The following is a 23,733-nucleotide window of genomic DNA, read 5'->3' as shown; positions in this document are numbered from 1 at the left end:
CCCTTTTATTATTGATAAGAATTATTTCCTTTATTTAAGACTCTTTTAAAACGCTGACTTTTAAGATGATATTGAGAGCCAGAGAGATTAGGATACTGTTTACGCAAATTATCAAACTCAGGATTTATTGCGGTATCTCCCCAAATACCCAACATAAGTTTTAATGACTCTTCCCGCTCAGGAAATTGGCCCATATCATTATCTTTAACCCAATTATCTAAAATTTTTCTGTGTTGATCTAGAGTCGTTTTATAGTCCGGCTTAGTAGCCAAATTAACAATTTCGTGAGGGTCATTTCGTAAATCATACAGCTCTTCAATTTCACGTGTTGGCGAAAAATGCATAGCTTGGACCTTGTTCAGTTTTCCATGCTCATAAAGCTGTTTCATCACTTTCGTTAACTCCCATTCGTCTCGATAACTTGGCTGCATCGCCGAGCGTTCTGGATAATAGTTCCGAATGTATTTATAGTTTTCTGTTCTTACGGAACGAATACGGTCAATCGTAAAATCACACCTATCTCTTGCAGAAATAACGTGCTTATCTCCGTGAAAATTTTCATCAAACAAATTACTACCTTCAAAATAGTCGGGGATCTCTATACCAGCTAATGCAAGTGATGTTGCACTAATATTCAGCCCGTTAATCAACTCAGCTCGCGTGCCAGTCTTTATCAATCTTTTGTAACCCGGTGCATAGACGATAAATGGGACTTTTATTCCACCTTCATAGAGAAATTGCTTATGGCGTAAAAACCGCATTCCATGATCAGCAAAAAAGAACACGATTGTATTATCTAATAACTTATCACGTTCAAGTCTTTTTATAATATCACCGACTTCAGAATCAGTGATCTGTAATGATTCAAGATATCTTGCCCACTCTTCAGTCACTGTAGGGTGGGTCGGGTAATAGGGGGGCAGTACAACTTCACTTCGATCAATGGGCTGTTTAACTTTATTTTTAAAAGTTTTACTAAAAATGTGTTTGCCACCTTTAAGTTGAATTTGTCCAAAAAATGGTTGTGACTTGTTACTTCTACTATGCCAATCAATTTTTACCCCTGATTTTCCGTATAACGGATGTACCATATAATCCCCGTTATATAAATCAGCACGATTATATGAAAAATTGTAGTCATCTTTACCACTGTTAAAAGTATAGTAACCCGCTGCTTTAAATAACTCAGGTACTGTTTTTACGTTAGGGGGTAAATAAAACTCTGACTCTTTGGTTCTTGCACTATGATGATTATGTAACCCTAGTTTAGTTTGTGTGACACCTGTCATCATAGCCGAGCGTAACGCTGAACAAACAGGCGCGGGCATAATTGTGTTCGTAAACTTAACGCCATTATGGGCTAATTCGTCTAGTATCGGTGTATTTACCAATGGTTCACCATATGTGCCTAAGTGCGGCGAAATATCTTCAACGTATATCCAAAGAATATTTGGTCTTTTCTTAATTTGCTCATTTGCATATGAAAAACTAGATATGAGCGATATGGCTATCACGCATAAGAATAATATATATTTGAACCAAGGAATCATACTTTACCTGCCTAATAATTATTATGTGGTTACCCTAGATGGCTGATTCAGTTTAACTAAACATATTACAACGATGTACATAGATGCTGTGAATCAATTCACTATAACCATCAATAACACCACTTTGCTTCTTAAACTCGCATTAAAACTTCCCGAATAATAAGGTAACTAATTTGTGTAAGAGAAGGCCTGTACCTTATAACCTGTTTAATTTGCATACTCGACCATAGTATCCTGTTTTTGTACTATTTATTCCCGAAAAACAACCTTCATATTGTTTTAATCAATAGATTAGTTTAGCGTTTGTACCGTAATCGTAACTAAGGGTTCGATATGGACTGGGTCAGTAGAATAAAATTTAATGAAAATAGTCCATTAGAGGTGCAGGGGCATGAAAACTCTTGGGGGTTCCAACGACACCACCCTAAAATTATGGATTCTAGCCATTGGCATGGTCATGTAGAAATAAATTACCTATTCGGATGCTCTGCAGATTATCTGATAAATGGCCAAAAAATAAGTGTGCCTGAAGGGAAAATGATTATTTTTTGGGCGTCAATCCCTCATCAAATGATTGCATCTGAAGGTAATGGGGAAATGGTAAATATATATATTCCTTTACATGCATTTTTATCTTGGCGATTTTCAGATGAATTTATTAGTGAGATATTACATGGTGAAGTACTGGTTGCTGATAACTTACATCTGGGCGACCAACTGACCACCTCAATGTGGGAAAATGATTTAGCGAGTAAAAAATTACCATTGATCATGCAAGTCATTGACGAAATCCGAAACAGGATACGTAGAATGTCTTTAGAGCCTTACAGCACATTTAACCTATCAAATACGACTGAATTAACAGACAAAAAATCGATCGTCAGTGGCCTATGTCATATAGAAGTCATTTTACAGTATATCGCTGACCACTATGATCAAAAGATAACCATAGATGACGTTGCAAACATCACCGGACTGCACCCGAACTACGCAATGAAATTGTTCCATAGAGTCATGAAAATTTCTATTAAACAATACATTAATAAATTAAGGCTGCAACATGCCCAAGCGCTATTAATTGACACAAATGACGCAGTACTAAGCATTGCGTTACAAGCAGGGTTTGGCTCAATTAGCCGCTTTTACGATATTTTTCAAAGAGAGTTTGATAAAACCCCGCAACAATTTAGAAATGATATCGCCAATGCACACGACACTACCACAGCAGAAACTTAACGAAAGTTAGTTTTTGGGAACTATTAAGTGATTAACAGTACGTTATTACAAAAGCAAAATGCTTCAATAATTATAATATTAAAAAGCTTGGAGTAGGGTGTGTTAGGAAATAAAGCGTTTATATTGGTTGGCTTATCATGTTTAACAGTTGCTTGTTCGGTTAATAATAAGCTTGATGACTTAGCAAACACATTAAATAACCGATGGGTACTCGACAACGATACGATCACTTGGCAAGTTAAAAATCAACATCATGATCATTTGGAATTTAGCGGCGAAAAATTATCTGCAATCATCTATTATGGAAATAATGAAACAGGCAATTTAGTCCTTAATCGGAAAATTGTTTGGCCTATGTTACGAACGGTTCCAAATGATACACATGCAAGTCTTATTCATGAATTTCCTACCGCCATTTCACCCAATATTTATATCAATGACGTCCTCTATAAGTCAGAGAAACTGACAGACGTGAGTTTTAATGGTGTACTGACATTGACCAGTTCACTTGGCGATAATTTAACGTTAACTCGTGTATTATCACCAAGTACCAAACACCCAGCTTTAATTGAAACCTATAAAATAACTAACATAGGTCATTCATCACAAAACGTTGAAATTGCCTCCCTAAATTACCAATTTAAAACACCTGCAAAAGACGGGGTTTACGGCGCATATACAATTACGGCTAAAAGTAATGCGATACCTAAAACAGTACTAAATTCTGGTGATTCTATCCAATTCAGTGCTCAATTTGTCGCGACGAAAACAGCTGAAAATAGAGATTTTAACAGTCAAGACGAACTGAAAAAACGCGTAAACTATATTGCTAGCTTAAAACATGCGTTAGTACTCGAAACGCCCGATCCGATATTAAATCAAATGTTTCAATTTTCGAAGTTACGTTCTGCTGAAAGTATTTATCGCACCAAAGGTGGACTAATGCACGGCCCGGGTGGCGGGCGTTATTATGCTGCGTTATGGGCAAATGACCAAGCTGAGTATATCAACCCGTTTTTTCCTTTTCTAGGTGATAACAATGGCAATGAATCGGCAGTAAATAGTTATCGTCATTTTGCTCGATTTATGAATGATAAGTTTGATCCCATACCATCATCGATTATTGCTGAAGGTGTCGACATCTGGAATGGTGCGGGTGATCGGGGAGACTGCGCAATGATTGCTTATGGGGCCAGCCGTTTTGCTCTAAGCTTTGCTGATGAAAACATTGCCCGCGAATTAACGCCTTTAATTGATTGGTGTCTAGAGTACAGCTTTAAGCAAATGAATACCCAAGGTATTATAAGATCAGACAGTGATGAACTCGAAGGAAGGTTTAAAACAGGCCAGTACAATCTAAGTACTAACATGCTAGCGTATGGGGCACTAAAAACATCATCAAACTTGCACCACCAGCTCGGAAATGAAGCTAAATCAGCTGAGTACAGCAAACGTGCATTTAAGCTTAAAGCTGATATGAATAACTACTTTTCAGCTAACGTACAGGGCTATAATACTTACCAATATTTTAAAGGAAACACCAAACTAAGATCTTGGATTGCGCTGCCTTTAACTATGGGGATTTTTGATAAAAAACAAGACACTTTGAACGCATTATTGTCTCCACACTTATGGAGTGCTGAGGGCATTTACACCGAAGCCGGCAATAATACCTTTTGGGATCGTGCAACTCTATATGCATTTAGAGGTATTTTTGCGGCGGGTGAAACCGATATAGCCATGCGTTACTTTAAATACTATTCAAGGAAGCGCCTTTTAGGGGAGCATGTTCCCTATGCCGTAGAGGCATGGCCTGAAGGTAACCAACGCCACTTATCTGCTGAAAGCGCACTATATGCACGTGTTGTCACTGAAGGTATATTCGGTATCGAACCACTTGGTTTTAATCGTTTTCAACTTGCGCCTTACCTTCCTAGTGAATGGCCGAATATGTGTTTAAAATCAATTAAAGCATTTAAGCAAAAGTTTGATATTTGTGTACAACGCAAAAGAAATAAATTTGAAATTGCCATTGCACATGATAATCAAATAAATAAATTTGATTGGGATGGCATTGCACCCATTACCTACACTTTCGATTGAAATCTATAACGGGGATTCACCGTCCCCATATCATTTATATATAAAAATAAAGATACTTATGAATTATCTATATCGCATTATCTCTGTATTGATCACGTTTTTACTCTTCAATACCCACATTTCAGTATTTGCAAAACCATTGCAAGTCACGTCCCCTGACGGTTCTATAAAGCTATTTTTATCAGAAACTTATCCCATTGAATATTCTATCTCTGTCTCAGGGAGTATGATTATCTCTAAGGCTACAGCAGCGTTATATTTTAACGAGCCTAACAATCCCCATAACCCTATAACTATAAAAAATATAAAAAATATAAAAAATATAAAAAGGTCATCGCAAAATAGATTACTAACTCCACATATTAAGCAAAAATCTGCGCAAATTGTCGAACACTACAACCAAATAACCCTGATTTTTGATAACCAGCAAACTGTTAACTTTAGAGTATTTAACAGTGGCGTTGCCTATCGATTCAACACGTTTATGACTGACCATTTTGCGATTAAAAACGAACTTGCACAGTTCAAATTCATAGATAGTACGCGTACATTATTTCCCGCAGAAAAGAGTTTTGTTTCCCATAACGAACGTACTTACGAGTCAAAACAGCTAAGCGCTATAACTAAGAATGAGTTTGCAAGTTTGCCGCTAATGGTCGAGTTTAATAAGAGTAAACTCGTTATTACCGAGTCTGGGCTAAAAGACTATCCTGGTATGTGGCTACAAGGTACAGGTAGAGAAAGCTTAAGGGCAACATTCCCAAAAACAATAGTTTCATCTAAATTACAAAAAGGATCCGATAGAAATGAGGTTATTGAACAGCGTTCTCCTTTTATATTTGAATCAAAGTTAGCGCCACAGGCGAATTCAAGGTCTTTTCCATGGCGAATTCTTGCTATATCCAAAGATGACAGCGAGCTTTTAACCAACCAGTTAAGTTATTTATTGGCAGACGAGCTAGCTATCAATCCGTCATGGGTTAAGCCTGGCCAAGTAGCATGGGATTGGTGGAATGCAAATAATGTGTATGGGGTTGATTTTATAGCCGGTATCAATACTCAAACGTACAAATACTATATAGACTTTGCGGCAAAGAACGGCATCGAATATATCATTCTAGATGAGGGTTGGCACCATTTAGATAGTGTTATGAATGTTGTTGAGGACATCGATGTTAAGGAAATCATTGCCTATGGAAAGTTAAAAAATGTCGACGTTATCCTATGGGTTATCTGGAAAACGTTAGACACTCAACTCACCGAAGCATTAGATCTATTTGCACATTGGGGCGCTGCCGGTATTAAAGTCGACTTTATGCAAAGAGATGATCAAGCTATGGTTAACTACTACTGGAAAATTGCACGAGAGACCGCAAAAAGAAAGTTGCTTGTGAACTTTCATGGCTCTTATAAACCTGCAGGCCTGCGAAGAGCTTATCCTAATGTAATAACGCGTGAAGGTGTTCGAGGGCTAGAACATAATAAATGGGCCAATTACATTACGGCAGAACATAACTTAACCTTGCCCTTCATTCGCCAAGTCGCTGGGCCGATGGATTACACGCCTGGCGCAATGAGTAATGCACAGCCTAATAATTTCTCAATAAGCTTTGCTAGACCAATGAGCAAAACAACTAGAGCCCATCAAGTCGCAATGTATATCGTTTATGAAAGTCCTCTTCAGATGCTTGCCGATAGCCCTTCTGCCTATGTTAAAGAATCACAAACCACAGAGTTTATAACAGCAATTCCAACAGTATGGGATGAGACTCACGTGATATCCGCGAAGCTGGCAGACCATATTGTTATTGCCAGACGCAACGGTACACAATGGTACCTTGGTGCGATGGGGAACAGTAACGAGCACAAAATCAATGTTGACCTATCATTTTTGCCCGCCAATAAGCGCTTTGAAATGACATTATTCAAAGATGGGCTAAATGCCGATAAATTCGCCAGTGACCATAAAATTGAAACTAAGCCTGTAACTCATAACTCCACTTTCATACTTAACCTCGCCCCAAGCGGTGGTGCTGCAGCAATCATTAAGGAAGCCCAATGAAACGCACAATAGTATTACCGCTAACCAATAGGGCTATTTATGAAAAGTAACCAAGTATTACAATCATTTATTTCGATATTTTCATTGCTTTTAACGGTCGTGTACGGGTTAATTCTACGACCATTGATGTTTGAACAAAGTGCTTTCTCATTAGAAGTTATATTTTTGTTCTCAGCAGTATTTGTCGTTATCCAACTTATGTTTCTCGGCTACTCTTGGGAGCAAATTCAAGATTCGCTCACCAAACGCCTCACCCAAGCTTTACCTACAGTACTATTATTATTTGCAATTGGCATATTAATAGGCACATGGATGATATCAGGTACTATTCCAATTCTGATCTATATTGGCTTAAAACTAATTACAGCCGAACACATTTATTTTTATGCGTTTGTTATTCCGATACTTTTTTCTATGTGTACCGGCACATCTTGGGGCGCAATAGCAACCATTGGATTAGTCATTATCTCTGTTAGCACGGTCGTAGGTGCTGATTTAGGTATTACGGCTGGGGCGGTCATCGGTGGTGCATATTTTGGCGATAAAATGTCTCCTCTATCAGATACTACCAATATTGCCGCCATTGCCGTTAAAGTGCCTTTAACAGACCATATTAAAGCAATGAGAACAACTACCTTCCCATCTGCAATTATTTCGGCGGGTCTTTTTTTTACTCTTGACTACTTTTATCCATCAACAAGCTCACAACTAAATACCGCCTCATTATTAAACAATACGCTCAGCACCATTAAAACTATGTTTAATATCAACGTGCTATTATTAGCTCCGCCTTTAATTATCATGGTAGGTTCAATATTTAGAAAACCTCCGTTGCCAGCATTAATTGCTTCTTCTTTTTTAGCTTGTGTGTTGGCCGCTATCATTCAATCTTCATCATTAGATAATATAGTGCAAACAGTCTATAAAGGCTTCACGTATGACATGGTCCAGAGTCAACCTTTAACAAGCACACTTACTCCAATGTTAGCGAGCTTATTCAATCGAGGTGGGATATATGCCTTAATCGACCCAATTATAATCACCATCATGGTATTTATCTATGTCGGTGCCATCGACCGCATCAACGCATTACCCACAGTCATACATTACCTTTTAAATAAAATAAAAACCAAAAGTATGCTGGTAATTACCACCTTACTCTCTTCTGCGCTCACCAATGCGTTAACTTCAAGTCAGTACGCTAATAGCTTCATTATTGGCGAGGCATTTAGCAACAAATACGATGAGTTTCATTTACCTAAACCGGTTCTTTCCCGTTCTTTAGAGGATACAGGTACCATGATAGAAAGTTTGGTACCGTGGAGTACAACCTCAGTTTTTATCTTCTCAACATTAGGTGTGTCTATTATTGACTACTGGCAATGGCAGTTCCTATCAATAATTAATATATCTATCGCATTTATATTTGCTATTTTTGGCGTTGGTTTTTACAACAGCCGAGCTTTTAAATCCACATCATTAATATCCAAAGGTGGCGTAAAAAATTATGACCAATCACTTTAAACCCAGTACATTATTAATCAATGATAATATTGAAAAAAGCGACCAATTTGGTGCTGTTGTGCCACCCATCTACCAAAACTCTCTGTTTACTTTTGACAGTTGGGATGCCATTGAATTGGCATTTGAGGACAAAATAAACAACGCAATTTACACCAGAGGAAATAACCCAACAGTGTCGACTGTTGAGAAGAAAATTGCGCAACTTGCTAATGGTGAGAAAGCCAAGCTTTTTGCTTCAGGAATGGCGGCTGTTTCTGCAGGTCTGCTTCATTTTTTATCGTATAATGACCATATCATTACGCTAAACAATATTTATGGCCCATCAATCAGTTTTATTAATGATTTTTTAATTCCCAAAATGAACATTCGAGTTACGTTTGTCTCTGGAAAAGACAATGACGAGATAGAGAAAGCAATTCAACCAAATACTAAGCTGATTTACTTAGAAAGCCCCTCATCTGTGGTTTTTTCGCTGCAAGACATTCGTAAAGTAACCCAGTTAGCGAGGACAAATAACATAGCAACCATCATTGACAATACGTGGTGTACTCCTATTTATCAAAAGCCGCTCACTATGGGGGTAGATTTAGAGCTCCACTCTTGTTCTAAATATCTTGGCGGTCATAGTGATATAGTGTCAGGGGTTCTCATTGGGAGTAATAAACTGATTAGTGCGATCTGTGCTCGTGAATATGAACTTTTGGGTGCCAAAATGGCGCCTGTTGAAGCCTGGTATTTACTAAGAAGTCTGAGAACATTGCACTTAAGAATGGAGCGCCACCAAAGTACAGCCAAAAAAATCGCTGAATTTTTATATAGTCACAAAAAAATCAAACATGTCAATTACCCTGGCCTAGATAACTTCGAGCAAAAGTTCTTAGTTGAATCGCAAATGAGCGGTGTCAGCGGGCTTATGAGTTTTCAACTAAAAACAAATCACTTACCGAGCATTAAGTCGTTTTTTAATCATCTTGAACTATTTCAGATAGGTGTTAGTTGGGGCGGGCATGAGAGTTTAATATATGCTCCTGCCATCAGTTGTATAAAAGAACAACCCCCTGAACAATTCGAAAAAATGGGAATTTCACTTGGTGATATGAGAATTTCAGTTGGCCTTGAAAGCAGTGATGATTTGATCACCGATTTAGAGCAGGCATTAAGTTATATTAAGTAAACAGTTTTTTAGGGGTATTTTAAAATCAAACATTATGACTTTACCCCTTCTTTAAATACTCATACTATCGAATAAACACCGAATAAAACTGTATATTTTACATTTATCTTTTTGTTATTCATTTAAATTATAACAACAATTACTTTTTATACAACATCCAAATAATCACACATCACATATCACTATGTTATATAACGGGATATATATCTATTATTTCGAGACGTTCAAATTACCGACATATGATTGAATTAACAAAGCCAAAGAGCCTTTCTTTTTGGTATGGGGAAATGTTTAAGCAAGTTAATTTATTGCAAAGCAAGTTAGTTCAAAAATAATAATTAGATTGGAACGTGTCATATGAAAAAAAGTAAGCGCAAAGATAAAAACAACATATTTATATTATCTCCTCTCGCACTTGCATTAACCACTATGTTAAGTCATTCAGCATACGCTGAACAGAGCAACAAAAAAGACGACATTGAAGTTATTGAAGTCAAAGCAACCTTAGGAATTTTAGGTAGCCTGCGAGAGGCCCAAAGCATCAAAAGGCAATCGGATAACGTGGTTGATGCAATTGTCGCCGAAGACATCGGCAAATTTCCTGATGATAACGTTGCAGAAGCCTTGCAACGTATTCCAGGGATCAGCGTCACTCGTACTGATGGTGCAGGCCAAAAAGTAACAATTCGTGGGATGTCTGGTAAGTACAATATCACAACATTTAATGGTCGTAAGTTGGCCACTGACAGCGAAAACCGAGACTTCAACTATGATGTCATTGCGTCTGAGTTAGTTGGCAAAATAGAAGTATACAAAACACAACAAGCCAAACTTCAAGAAGGCGCCGTTGGAGGAGTCGTTAATATCTACTCCCGCAAACCGCTAGACCTTGGTGAAGAGTTGAGCCTTTCAGTTAAAAATGAATACAATGCTCGAGCTAAATCACATAACCCAAAAACATCATTTTTAGTAAGTGATGTATTTCTGGATGATACCTTTGGCGTACTTGCTTCGTTAGTACACACAAAGCGCGTATCTCGCTATGACAAATATAACTCTACCAATTGGGATGATTGGCAATATCATGAACTATATAGCACTGCAAATCCAAATTCTGAACAAGAAGACGTGGTTACACCCAACAATGCAAATATCAATGACATCTTTAGAATGCCCCGTTGGCCACGTATTACTCAAACTGAATCAGAACGTGAACGTCTTGGAGGAACATTGGCACTGCAATGGCTTCCAAATGACGATTTAGACGTCAACTTTGATGTGCTATTTAGTTCATATGATGTAGATAATAAAGCCAAAGCGATGACACTTGTGTTACCTGCTTACGATGGTGCCGCCAAAATAACAGAGTTTAACGTCGGTCCGGATGGCTTCGTTGATAACATATCATGGAATAACGCAACCGTTGAACTGCTTGAAACCGGTGTACCGAGAAAAAGTGATACATACCAAGTAGGTCTAAATACTAATTGGGTGCTTGACGATATCACCTTAAACTTTGATATGTCAGTTTCTGGCGCAAAAAATGAAGATGATGGAAATGGTAGCCTTGTCGTGGTCAGAGCTGGAGTCAGTGGTGCGACAATTAACTTTAATGGCAATCACCCGATCCCAGATATGACCCTAGCACAGGCGTTAGATGAAAATGCAGTGTATGGCGCTCATCATTCTCGCAAATTTGGTAATACCGTTGACGACAAAACGGCTCGATTCGTTATAGACGGTACATGGGAGCCGCTCACTGGCACTATGAGTGCATTATTTTTTGGTCTTGGTTACAACTCACAAGATAAAGAAAAGTATAACTTTTATCCTTCTTCCCCTAGTATATTTGCGTTTGATCACAGTGATGAAGTAAACCCCACATTTGCAGCCCCCACTGTCAATATTGGAGGGAATACCATGTGGCAACTACCAAATGATGTCATTTCAGCAGGGGCGGGAAACGGGTTCGGTGGGGGTGCTAATGTGCCACAAGTGTGGCCGAGCATTAACCAATCGGCTTTATTTGCCTACTTCAATAAATTAGATCCCTATGCAGCCAAATCATTGGTGCCACAATCCTCTGAGAATGGCGACACTTATGGCGTAAAAGAAGAAACCCTTCATGCATACATAGAATCTAAATTTGAAGATAATATGTTTGGGCTTCCCTATATGCTAGATATTGGCGTACGCTACATAAAAACTGATATTACCTCTTTTAGTTACTCTCGAAACCCAGCCAATTTAGTCTTCAATGACGATGGTTCGGTTGCCAATAGTGACTGGAAAAAGCGCGATTTACAGCAATTCGAAGACAGTTATTCAGATGTATTACCGAGTGTGAATCTCAAATTAAACTTATCAGAAGAACTGGTACTACGATTTGCTGCGGCAAAAGCAATATCTCGCCCATTCCTATCACAGCTGATCCCAAACACCAAAATTGATCCTGAGTTAGAGGACGTCAACGATGACAAGGAGCGACGTACCATAAAGTACAACAACCCAGGCTTGACACCTTATTCGTCAAAGCAGTTTGATACGGCTCTAGAATGGTACTATAGCGAAAACGGTAACCTTTCATTCGCATCATATTTTAAGCAATTTGCAGGCTTTGTAAAAGATAATGAGTTCGAAGAAACCATCGCCGGCAATTCATTTCTCGCAACACGTGAAATAAACGACGACCGCCATAGCTTGATTCGAGGGTATGAAATTTCATGGTTCCAAACATTTGACGAATTTTTGCCCGAGCAATTTGCTGGATTCGGTATTTCTGCAAACTATACATTGAACAATAGTACCTCCGGGGAAAGTGACAGCGAAGGAAAAGAAATTCCATTTTTTGGCTTATCTAAGCATCAATCCAATGTAAACCTGTTTTATGAGCAAAATGGCTTGAGCATGAACATCGCTTATAATAAACGCTCAAGTTATAGCGTAAAAAAAGTAAGTCATTGGACATATGAAACAGGTGGTTCGGTTGATACAGAGCAAGCTGTAGCACCTAGTTGGGGCAATTTGAGTGTTGGAATGTCATACGACATTACCGATAATTTAAGAGTTACAGCGGATGCTTATAACTTGCTTGACCCTGATGAAACGTTGACCGTTAATGCCTTAAAAACTGAGTTATTAACAGCCGGTGCAAGCGAAGGAAGTTACATTTTTGAAAATGCCAGTTACGGTAAAAGCTATTCCGTTGGTCTTCGATACAAATTTTAAATATATCAGGTACAGTCATACATAATGAATGGCTGTACCTTCCCATTCAGCACATAGGTCGTTAAATGAAGCAGACATTCAGTTTACTATTTACTCTTATATTACTCGTGACAAACTCAACATACGCTAATGCATTTTCATGTAACAATACACAGTACCGCGAAAAAAGTAATGTTGAAATCCGCGCTTTCAATCAAGGGGCTGTATATTTAAATGGTCAATTCACCGGACAATATACCCCTGCAAAATTAAATTTACCGCCGGGTAAGTACTCTATTGGTGTTGGCCTTGAAAAAGAAAAGCAGTACCTAAAAAAACAAATCAACGTATTAGAAAAACATACCCCAAAGAAGCCAATGAAAGTTACCCTTAGCCACCAAGCAATACAACCGGCTTCAAAGTGGCGAGCGCTTTTTGTCGGTGTTCCGTCTGTGTACGCAGGCATAGGCGCTAAAAAATGTCATAGTAACTTTACCCAGCACGAATTGGATGAGGGGTACAATTTTTTTAAACAAAATTTACGAGAGCACATAGAACCGTTTTCGTATGGCACAATAAAGTGGGATATAAATCGGCAAGACTTAAGTGAGCCTGTTGAACTCACTCATAACCCGGACAATGACTGGTACACGCTTGAAGCACAACAAGGTTTGGCGCAACTTAAACATATAAAACCTGGGGATTACGACACAATATTCCTGTTTTGGCGTGCTGAAATGGGAGATTGCAGTTTTGAGAGTCCATACTTTGGTCTAGCTTGGCTAGAACCAACGTCCCCCGACACCCTTGAAACTGGATACGTAACGGTAAAGTTTAATCCTGGTGAGATGGGTGTAAAACAACGTATAAATAAGTATTTAAATGACGACCCCGGTGTGTGGACCCACGAATGGTTGCACGTTGTTATTGAACAATTTTACCCAAATAAAGGCGTTTCGGTGCCTATTCCTCCCAAAGATAAACTCATCTTGCATGCCGCTTCCGAATACGGTTATACATATCCCTGGATGGACTGGTATAAAGATCTCATATCAGGGCAGGTCAGACAAGGTAAAGGTTATTCTGGATTAGGACCTGAAACGTTCCTAGACTGCACAATTCGTCAACAGGTTAAAAAACAATGTAAATTATAAAAGTACTATTTCAGTGCTATAGGGAGCTAACGTTCCCTTTTTTTTTGCATATAAAATCCAATCATTTAGGTAAATTATGAAATAATAATATGAAAGTGGCGTGTAAATCAGGAATCTTTATTTAATAAGCAATAAGACGTTTATTACTTGATACGTTAATTTGTAACTGTGAATAGATTTAACATTGTTCGCAAACAATTAAATTAACTAACAAGGAAACAACATGAAAACGTCAGGCAAAGTTGTAAGTTTATGCCTATTTACCCTGCTTACGAGTCCGCTATCAGTGCTGGCAGCAACCAAAGCAAGTCATAAACTCACCGATATTAATAGTAAATATCCCCATGATTTAACCGCCGTAGACAACCATATCGACCATAATTGTCAAACCGATCATAATGGCCAGAACTGGTCCAAATTACAATCTCAGTTTAACGCGCAAATGACACAATTAAAACTAAATCGCGTAACTGAACAGCTAAGAAATGACGCTATTTCAGGTGATCTGGTAAGTAGCAGTATTGCTGAAGATGGTCGTTATTACATTCCCGTCGTATTTCACATTTACGGCGAAGCCTATAATTGCGCAGACGCGACACAAAAGTGTTTAACTGACGATAAGGTAAGAGACGCACTACGTAAATTAAACGATGATTTTCAAGGCCTAGCTGTAGACTCTCCACAAATATCCCCCATCTTCAGTGCACTTCGAAAGAACGTCAATATTGAGTTCGTATTGCCGAAAAAAGACCCTACTGGGCGCGACACCAATGGTATCGTACGTTATGACAGAGAAGAGGCAGGCTATGGCAATCATGATGCACAGACGCTTAGCCGTATCAATCAAGATTCATGGGATAATTTCAAATACATGAATGTGTATATCATGAATGACTTGCACGCTAATGGTAAAGGTAATAATTCTGGTATAGCGTGGTACCCTGAAGTTGCCATGTCAGAAGCTGGCACAGCTCGAGTTGTCTATAATGGCAATTATGTTGGCAACAATACCAATGAGAACTTCAGATCGGTGCTTACCCATGAATTTGGTCACTGGTTAAACTTAATCCATACCTTTGAAGATAAGCAGTGCACCATAACCAATCAAACATTGTGTGAGTCTACCGGTGATAGAAACTGTGATACCCCGCAGATGTCTCTACCATCCCCCATGCAAGACAATGCACCAAATTGTTTCGGTGAACCAACAAACACCGAAAACTTTATGCATTACTCTGACAACTATGCGATGTTCACTGCAGACCAAGTTGCACGTATAACGGCTGCGTTACATGGTCCTTCACGAAGAACACTTTGGTCAAATGACAATTTAATCGCTACGGGATTAGAAGAGTATGTTAGCAATGCAGACCACCTTTGGGATGGAATATCAGGCATCGATGTTGAGCCTGAAGGTACTGAACTCATGTCATTTGATAATATATCAGGGTTAAAAGGCGACATAAATACGTTTGAAATTAACCTCCCGGATGGGGCTAATAATATTCTGTTCTATTTGAATGGGCACACTGAAGATCCTGATATGTATTTATCTAAAGGGGTTGTCCCGACGCCCCCACCAGAAGGCTCTGAAGATTGGATAGCAGATTTCACTTCTTTTAATTCACCTGGGGATGCGGAAGTGTTATCAATTGATGAACCCGACACAACAGTCCCTTACTATGCATCGGTACATGCTTTTAGTGAGTTTAGTAACTCAAAACTACAAGTCATACAAGCTGACGACCCTTTCCTTAAAGCTGGAGAACGTCGATTCACGCTGTTAAAAATCGATGACCTATGGGCAAATAAAACCGACGGTATGTGGACTGATAGGTTAGGGAAAACCCATGACTTCCAATTCAACGTCCCTGAAGATGCAAGCCGAGTTGTGGTGGTGGTTCCTGGGGGATATCAAGGCCCAAAAATGGCCGATGGGAGTATTAAATATAATGGCGACTTAGACCTATACGTAAGTAAAAATAGTGAAGTGAGTCGAGATAGTTATGACTGTAGACCGTTTACATGGAAAGGGATTGCGGAGTACTGCGAGTTCGATGGCGGCGGAAAGTTTGACCTCTTAATTGACCCATTCCAAACTTATACTAAAGCGTCACTTCATGTTTATTATGAAACCTCAAATACTGCAAATCAACTCCCTTTTGCTAACACTAACGGCAAAAAATATGAGGAAGCGCTTGGACATGCTATTGAATTCAGTAGTGCCAACTCAAATGATCCAGACGGTAATATAATCAGCTACGCTTGGGACTTTGGGGATGGAAACTCAAGTGTTCAAGCAAACCCGTCTCACATCTATAACAATGTTGGAAGCTACCCAGTTAAACTAACTGTTACTGACAACTCTGGCGCATCTGTGGTGGGAACGACCACCGCGGTCATCACTGAAAATTCGCCTAACGATGCTGAATTATGTACTGGGTGCTCTCGTTTTTATTTAAATGACGAAATTAAATTATCAGCACTCGCAGGTTCACAGCCGCGCAATTATGAATTTGCAGTACCTGATGCAGCATCTTTAGTAACATACGAGCTTGTCAGTCGTTATAACGGCGATCCTGATATCCATGTGAGCCAAAATAAATCTGTTTCTAAAGAAGTTTACGATTGCCGCCCTTGGGAGGCTCCTGGCCAAACTGAGCTTTGCCAATTTACCAGTGGCGGGATATTTAATGTCATGATTGACCCGTTCCTAAATTATGATTCACTTAGATTTAGAGCATATTACGACATTCGAGATGATGCCGACCATTCTGCACCAAACCGTTTACCCACTGCCAATGCTGGAGGAGAGTATGTGGACCGAGCAACATACCGCATTAACTTTGATGGCGGTCAGTCTCGCGATGAAGACGGACAAATAGTGGATTACTCGTGGAATTTTGGCCATGGTGTTATCAAAGCGGGGCAATCTGTTACTCACACCTACCCACAAGCCGGAACATACTTTACAACATTAACTGTAACTGATAATGACGGTGCAACCCATGAAAACAAAGCGACGGTGACGATTCTCCCGATTGGTGATATGGATAACGACGGGGACGTAGATATAGATGATATTGCCGCATTTAATGCCGCCCTCAATAACAACGACCCCATAGACTCGTCATTTGATATTAATGGTGATGGTAGAATTGATGCCGCAGATATCACGGCAATCAGAGAACTATGTTCTTATAATGCTTGTACGAATATTCCACCACCACCACAAGCACCAATTGCCATTGCTAGAGCGTTACAAAACGATGTACAAGTAAATAGTCCCATTAACTTTAGTAGCCAAGAGTCATCAGATCAATATGGTCAAATAGTCACTTATGATTGGGATTTTGGAGACGGTACTCGCAGTGACTTTGCTAATCCAACACACCAATATGCAAAAGCTGGTATTTACGAGGTTATTTTGAGCATAACCGACAATGATGATATGACATCGACCGCACGCGTTATCGTTAATATTGATCATCCACCACTTGTTTCTGCATGTGATAATGCACCCAATGATTCACGAGACATACTGCCATCTGCGCCTCGCTGTATTGAAAATCGAAAAGCGTTTTCTTTTAATAATTTAAATAGCGGTCACACACATGTTGCGATTACCCTAATTGGCGCACCTGATGACGCTTTAATTTATTTCGGGGATGGTAACTGGCCTAAAACAGGCAATGGCGATCATACCCTTGTATCTGAGACACAGGGCGATCAGCAATGTATTTATTATACGATTCCGGCCGATGCTAACTACTGGGGATATATTGAAGTATCTGGCCAGCCTAACGGGGCGACCATCGTTATGGATTATGATGTGCCTGGATGTAGACCACTGGTCAATGATATACCTAAGCAAGCTCCTCATGCCGACATAGTGATATCTGGCAGTGTTGTAAACGAACACGTTGCCTTCAGTGCTGCAAATTCTTACGACTCTGATGGACATATTGTCAGTTATTTTTGGGACTTTGGTGACGGCACGACCAGCACTCAACAAAACCCTGTTCATGCTTATAGCCAATTAGGGCTGTTCGATGTAACGCTCACTGTCACCGATAATGATGGCCTAGTTTCTAGTACAAGTAAGTCTCTCACAATTGCAATGCCAGCTTTAACAGATGCATGTTCTGTCAGTGATGCTGACAAAACCACCAGAGATTTGTTATCAGGAGAAGCTCGCTGTATTGGTAACCGTGCAAGCTATGCATTTAGAGCTGTTGACCAACATCGGAGTGTTGCTATTACCATGATAAATGCCTCTGCTGACGCTCAAGTGTATTTCAAAAACGGTGGCCGACCTTCTATACCACGCAACCATTTTGACGCTAAATCAGTGGCACAAGGTGAGCAACAATGCCTAATTTACGATATACCAAGTAATGCAAGATACTGGGGATATATTGATGTATCTGGCATCTCTGAAGGGGCAACAATCGTTATGGACTTTGATACTCAAAGCTGCCGCACAAACACTCAATAACTCTTCATGGTTACTTTTGAGTCCTAGCACACCGTGTTAGGGCTCTTCATACCGTAACAATATAATTCATACAACATATAAAGAATAAGAGAGGACGCTATGAGAAATTACCATAAGTTGTCATTGATATTACTATCACTTATATCAAGTGCCCCATGGGCAAATACATCAACGGCGGATACAAGAGATCCTGCTTTTCATGAAAATATAGCCACACATCATGACATTGAACATACTGATCATAACTCGCGCTACATACCAAGTGCTTTGTACCCTGATGTTCACTTAATAGATAAACGAGAAAAACGCCAAAAGCAACTTTCAACACAGCTCATACTCCCCCCCCAATCAACTGACGCAGAGACCACATGTCCCTACAATGTCTTCACCGGTTTAAAAGGTGCTGTATTTTTGGCTGCAATAAAAAACAACGGCAGAGAATGTATAAACACCTTATTTAACGACCGCCCTGAAACGCAAGCGCTAGGCGCTTACAGTGATGCGAATTTTTCAACCGTTATTAATGAAATAAAAACCAAGATGGTGTCGTATAATGGGCTTAATGACACCGATTATATCAGCAGTTTGTTTTATTGGTTGAAAGCCTATGCCTATTACGATCAAAGGCGATTTGTCACACCGACAACACAACATGGCATGGAGGAAGCAATTAATGCAGTTTATCAAAATAGCCATTTTTTTGATAAGTCTGCACAACATGCTTTAGTTGTTCGCAACGCAACCGGTATTATAAAAAACGCCGTCATAGGGGAGCGTTTTATTCACATTACTCGCGCCATGTTGAGTCGTTATAACGCGGAATACGAACAAATCGATAATTGGGGGCAAGCTGTAACACCTCTATTTTGGCAAACACTAAGCACCTGTGCAAAGCAAGTTAGTTGTCGTGCTGATGAACACAATAAAGCGCTCATTATCGAAATTGTTGACTTTATTAATGCCAATCTCACCTGGTTAACTAAAAGTGACAATGACTACCATTTATTTAATTTAGGCTACCAGCTTGCCAATATGTATCGGGGTAAGAACGATCCCCATTTTGCTGCGATACAGACGGAGCTAACAAAACACATATCGACGATTTTCGACAGCTTTGGACCGTTAGAAGATGACAAGGCCAGAACATTATATTTAGCAGTACTAGAAAGCATTAACTATAACAACATGTGTTCTGCTTACAATGTTTGTCACAAAACACAAGAAATTATTACCCAAGTCCTTGGTGATAGAAAAACTTGCCCATCTGGAACGTTGTTTATATGGGCGCAAGATATGAACCAGCAACAGTTAGAGTGGACGTGTAATTCACTTAAAAGCCATGAAAACCATTTTCACAGTACATTACAAACCAACAGAGTACCGGTTGTCCCTGATGACAATGACAAACTCAGAATGATTATATTCAATGATAAAAAAGAATGGGTCACTTATGGAGGAGCCTTATTTAATGTCAGTACGAATAACGGTGGTACATATCGAGAAGGGGACCCAAGCCGCTCTGGCGATCAAGCTACTTTTTATGCGTATGAGCATATTTCTGAGCGGCCCATTTTTGATATTTGGAATCTACGCCATGAATACATTCATTATCTAGAAGGCCGCTTTGTCTCAAAAGGGAGTTTCAGAGACAGTGATGACGCAGGTCGAACCGTCTGGTTTGGTGAAGGTATTGCTGAATATATCTCTCTCAAAAATTGCAATGATGACGCCATTGACATAGCCAGAACCAAAAAATATCCGTTAAGCACAATTTTTAATAATGAATATGGGGTTGGACAAGAGCGTATCTATGACTGGGGGTACCTAGCAAACCGATTTATGTTTGAGCGAAAAAACAGCCAATTTTTCCAGATGATGTCCTTATTCAAAGAAGGGCAGTTTCAAACATATAGAGATGATCTTGTTGATGTCTGGATTGACACGCAACCTTTCGATGCAGAGTTTGCTAATTGGCTATCAACCGTCAATTCATACGGCTGTAAAATTGACACTACGCGGCCCCCATCTCCTGTTGAGCCGAAAAACCCCGATGACTATCAAGGCCCAGACACTGTAGCGGTTAACGCATGTCATTTAGGCCGTCCCAATTTAGACTTTACACTATCTGCAGGCGTCGCTTCGTGTTTAACGGGCCAAATTACTGGTAAAACTCGCGAGTATGGTTTACCTGTGCCTCAAGGGTTTAAAAACGTTTCATTACAACTGACATTACGCCACGGATCTGGTAACGCAGATTTATACCATGAACACGGTAGCGCGAATAACGGCAGTCAATATGAACATAAATCAACAGGGCCAACTAACTCAGAAACTATTGTCATTGATAATGTGAAGCCTGGTTGGAATTACATCGGTATAAAGGCAACAAATACGTTCAATAATACTACGCTTCTAGCACGGTATATTCAGAACTCATTTGAAGACGACCTCACACTGAAAAATAATGTAGGTAAAATGGTGTCAGTCTCAGAACAGCAGCAAGTGACATATTCAATGTCAGTACCTGACAACGCCAGCTCACTTACTTTCAGCACAGTCGGGGGGGCTGGAGAATCTGATATGCATGTTAAATATGGCAGCGCGCCAACTCTGTCAGATTTCGAATGCCGGCCTTGGAAAGTGGGTACAACCGAAACGTGTCACATTAGGAATGTCAAAGCCGGTACCTACTACATTATGCTATCTGCAGATCCATCTTTTACCAATGTCACGCTAACGGGCCGTTACAATACCCTCGATTAACTCCCCACAATTTACCCTTTGTTGTCAAAGCCTATGAAATTGCTCATAGGCTTTTTTGTCACTTCGTTGAGTGTTTTTTGAGACTAAAATAGTTATTTTTAGGAACGTATGTGAGAAAGATTAAGTTTAGTATAAATGCTTGTATATATTACTGACAGGTTAAGAATATGCCGAGCCACCAAAGTGAAGGAGTGTTTGACCCGACGGTTCATCCACATCGCCGTTACAATCCATTATTAGATGAGTGGGTTTTAGTTTCTCCCCACAGAGCTAATCGACCTTGGCAAGGCAAAACAATGGAGCCTGAGCGCGTTACACAACCAAGCCATGATCCAAATTGCTACTTGTGTCCAGGCAACCATCGTGTTACTGGCCAAAAAAACGCCCATTACCACTCTACGTTTGTTTTTAACAATGACTTTGCTGCTTTGAGTCCGAAAACACCTATTTACAGTAGTGATGACCCACTGTTTACGATGCACACAGAGCAAGGCGAAAGCCGTGTTATATGCTTCTCTCCGAACCATGGTAAAACACTACCTTTGCTCCAACCATCTGAATTATATGATGTTGTAAAGGTTTGGAAAGCGCAATGCAATGAGTTAGGAAGCTCCTATCGTTGGGTACAAATATTTGAAAATAAGGGCAGCTTAATGGGTTGCTCTAATCCTCACCCACATGGGCAAGTATGGGCACAAAATGAGATCCCGACCGTGGTTGCCAGAAAAGCAAAGGCACAATCTCACTATTTCCAAACGTATGGCACCAACTTACTACAAGACTATGTTGCACGAGAGTGCATCAATGCTAAAAGGCTAATACTTAGCAACGCGCACTGGGTGGTGGTCGTACCGTATTGGGCAGCCTGGCCATTTGAAACGCTCGTTTTACCAACATTTGATATTCAAAGAATGACCCAGCTCAGTGCAGGCCAGTCAATATCTTTAGCCGACATAATAGGTAAATTAACGGTTAAGTATGACAATTTATTCAATTGCTCATTTCCATACTCTATGGGGTGGCATGGTGCACCATATGATGATGATGCACATCTCGAATGGACACTGCACGCGAGTTTTTATCCACCATTATTACGTTCATCCAGTGTGCAAAAGTTTATGGTTGGATATGAAATGTTAGCTGAAACACAGCGTGATCTCACCCCTGAGCAAGCCGCTGAAAGATTGCGAGAAACATCAGACATTCATTACAGCTTACACGCTACTACGGCCTAAAAATAAAGGAATGCATTAACCATGTCACACGTTGAAGCAAAAACAAAAGCGTTATTTACTGAGATATTTGAAAGTGCACCACAATTAACAACTATCGCACCTGGACGCGTTAACTTGATTGGCGAGCACACTGATTATAATGACGGGTATGTTTTACCCTGTGCAATAAACTTTCATGTTGTTGCATGCGCAAGCCCCCGCCACGACAATAAGGTCCGCGTTATTTCCGCCAATCACCACAATGAAATTGACGAGTTCCAGCTTTCAAATAATATCGCTCCCAGTAATAAACTCTGGGCTAATTATGTACGAGGCGTCGTACAACATATTCGCCTCTTAGGACATAATATTTCAGGCGTGGATATGGTTATTTACGGAGACGTACCACAAGGCGCAGGGTTAAGTTCTTCGGCCGCTTTAGAAGTGTCAATAGTCAGTAGCTTCGATCAGTTATATTCATTGCATTTAAGCGATACCGACATCGCCTTAATAGCCCAACAAGCGGAAAATCAGTTTGTAGGGTGCCAATGCGGCATTATGGACCAACTCATCTCTACCAACGCAAAAGAAGGGAAAGCATCTTTAATTGACTGTCGGTCTATGCAGACAAAGTATGTTTCACTGCCTGATAACTTTAGCCTTTTGATTGTAAATTCAAATAGAAAGCGCGGGTTAGTAGACAGTAAATACAACGAACGCCGGGCCCAGTGTGAGCAAGCAGCAAACAAACTCGGTCTTTCAGCACTGCGTGATATTAGCCTCGCTGATTTTAACCGACAGCAGCATATTTTAGACCCTATTATCGCCAAACGCGCTAGGCATGTGATCAGCGAAAACGAACGAGTAATTGAATTTGTAGAGGCCATGGCGGATCAAGACATCCATTCAATGCAACGTTTAATGAAGCAATCTCACGAATCGATGCGAGATGACTTTGAAAATACCGTGCCTGAAATAGACTCACTGGTAAATATAATTAAATCAGAAATTGGTGACAAAGGAGGGGTACGAATGACTGGGGGTGGCTTTGGTGGCTGCGTAATTGCGTTACTACCCACAGACTATGTTGATTGGATAACGTCAGTTATCAATTCTAAATATATGACAACAACCGGCCTCATTCCCACAATATTTGTGTGTTCAGCTGTGCAAGGAGTACATAGTAAACACACACATATCGCTCACTTCACAAGCTGCTTAGGCAGCTAGTTTAACGATATATAACAA

Annotated in this window: 12 protein-coding genes; 11 read left to right on the top strand and 1 reads right to left on the bottom strand. The window is 39.8% G+C overall.

The annotated features are described in order from the left end of the window. Positions 1–8 precede the first annotated feature (8 nt). Positions 9–1,550, bottom strand: coding sequence for a sulfatase (locus tag J8M01_RS14400; RefSeq protein ID WP_211058456.1), 1,542 nt, complete (start codon positions 1,548–1,550; stop codon positions 9–11). A gap of 333 nt (positions 1,551–1,883) precedes the next feature. Between J8M01_RS14400 and melR the strand changes: the two genes are divergently transcribed. From melR to galK, 11 genes are all read left to right on the top strand, one after another. Continuing rightward, on the top strand, positions 1,884–2,786 hold the full coding sequence (gene melR / locus J8M01_RS14395) for a transcriptional regulator MelR (RefSeq protein ID WP_211058455.1): 903 nt from the start codon (positions 1,884–1,886) through the stop codon (positions 2,784–2,786). Positions 2,787–2,885: 99 nt separating this feature from the next. Beyond that, entirely contained in the window at positions 2,886–4,889 is a 2,004-nt protein-coding gene (locus tag J8M01_RS14390; RefSeq protein ID WP_211058454.1) for a hypothetical protein, read from the top strand. Between the two features lie 58 nt (positions 4,890–4,947). Then, on the top strand, positions 4,948–6,951 hold the full coding sequence (locus J8M01_RS14385; protein WP_211058453.1) for a glycoside hydrolase family 97 protein: 2,004 nt from the start codon (positions 4,948–4,950) through the stop codon (positions 6,949–6,951). Positions 6,952–6,990: 39 nt separating this feature from the next. Then, positions 6,991–8,475, top strand: coding sequence for a Na+/H+ antiporter NhaC family protein (locus J8M01_RS14380; RefSeq protein WP_211058452.1), 1,485 nt, complete (start codon positions 6,991–6,993; stop codon positions 8,473–8,475). Next, on the top strand, positions 8,459–9,649 hold the full coding sequence (locus J8M01_RS14375; protein ID WP_211058451.1) for an aminotransferase class I/II-fold pyridoxal phosphate-dependent enzyme: 1,191 nt from the start codon (positions 8,459–8,461) through the stop codon (positions 9,647–9,649). The genes J8M01_RS14380 and J8M01_RS14375 overlap by 17 nt, the downstream gene beginning before the upstream one ends. 357 nt (positions 9,650–10,006) lie before the next feature. Continuing rightward, positions 10,007–12,877, top strand: a complete 2,871-nt coding sequence (locus J8M01_RS14370) for a TonB-dependent receptor (protein ID WP_211058450.1) — start codon at positions 10,007–10,009, stop codon at positions 12,875–12,877. A 65-nt stretch (positions 12,878–12,942) separates the two neighbouring features. Next, a complete protein-coding gene (locus J8M01_RS14365) occupies positions 12,943–14,010 on the top strand; it encodes a hypothetical protein (RefSeq protein WP_211058449.1) in 1,068 nt (355 codons plus the stop codon). 223 nt (positions 14,011–14,233) lie between these two features. Beyond that, entirely contained in the window at positions 14,234–18,508 is a 4,275-nt protein-coding gene (locus J8M01_RS14360; RefSeq protein ID WP_211058448.1) for a PKD domain-containing protein, read from the top strand. Positions 18,509–18,607: 99 nt separating this feature from the next. Then, positions 18,608–21,271 (top strand): M9 family metallopeptidase, encoded by a 2,664-nt coding sequence (locus J8M01_RS14355; RefSeq protein ID WP_211058447.1) that lies wholly within the window; start codon positions 18,608–18,610, stop codon positions 21,269–21,271. A 167-nt stretch (positions 21,272–21,438) separates the two neighbouring features. Continuing rightward, complete coding sequence (locus J8M01_RS14350) at positions 21,439–22,506, top strand: UDP-glucose--hexose-1-phosphate uridylyltransferase (RefSeq protein ID WP_211058446.1); 1,068 nt, start codon at positions 21,439–21,441, stop codon at positions 22,504–22,506. Between the two features lie 21 nt (positions 22,507–22,527). After that, positions 22,528–23,715 carry a galactokinase gene (gene galK, locus J8M01_RS14345; RefSeq protein ID WP_211058445.1) on the top strand — a complete coding sequence of 396 codons (1,188 nt, stop codon included), beginning with the start codon at positions 22,528–22,530 and terminating at the stop codon, positions 23,713–23,715. Positions 23,716–23,733: the final 18 nt, after the last annotated feature.

Source organism: Pseudoalteromonas sp. MMG005 (assembly GCF_018101015.1).
GTDB lineage: Bacteria > Pseudomonadota > Gammaproteobacteria > Enterobacterales > Alteromonadaceae > Pseudoalteromonas > Pseudoalteromonas aurantia.
Note: the sequence above shows the minus strand (reverse complement) of the source record. Positions and strands in the feature narration are given on the sequence as shown.

Excerpts from the sequence above, each read along its gene's own strand:
- J8M01_RS14400 (WP_211058456.1), bottom strand. The coding sequence starts at position 1,550 with ATGATTCCTTGGTTCAAATATATATTATTCTTATGCGTGATAGCCATA.
- melR (WP_211058455.1), top strand. The coding sequence starts at position 1,884 with ATGGACTGGGTCAGTAGAATAAAATTTAATGAAAATAGTCCATTAGAG.
- J8M01_RS14385 (WP_211058453.1), top strand. The coding sequence starts at position 4,948 with ATGAATTATCTATATCGCATTATCTCTGTATTGATCACGTTTTTACTC.
- J8M01_RS14380 (WP_211058452.1), top strand. The coding sequence starts at position 6,991 with ATGAAAAGTAACCAAGTATTACAATCATTTATTTCGATATTTTCATTG.
- J8M01_RS14375 (WP_211058451.1), top strand. The coding sequence starts at position 8,459 with ATGACCAATCACTTTAAACCCAGTACATTATTAATCAATGATAATATT.
- J8M01_RS14370 (WP_211058450.1), top strand. The coding sequence starts at position 10,007 with ATGAAAAAAAGTAAGCGCAAAGATAAAAACAACATATTTATATTATCT.
- J8M01_RS14365 (WP_211058449.1), top strand. The coding sequence starts at position 12,943 with ATGAAGCAGACATTCAGTTTACTATTTACTCTTATATTACTCGTGACA.
- J8M01_RS14360 (WP_211058448.1), top strand. The coding sequence starts at position 14,234 with ATGAAAACGTCAGGCAAAGTTGTAAGTTTATGCCTATTTACCCTGCTT.
- J8M01_RS14355 (WP_211058447.1), top strand. The coding sequence starts at position 18,608 with ATGAGAAATTACCATAAGTTGTCATTGATATTACTATCACTTATATCA.
- J8M01_RS14350 (WP_211058446.1), top strand. The coding sequence starts at position 21,439 with ATGCCGAGCCACCAAAGTGAAGGAGTGTTTGACCCGACGGTTCATCCA.
- galK (WP_211058445.1), top strand. The coding sequence starts at position 22,528 with ATGTCACACGTTGAAGCAAAAACAAAAGCGTTATTTACTGAGATATTT.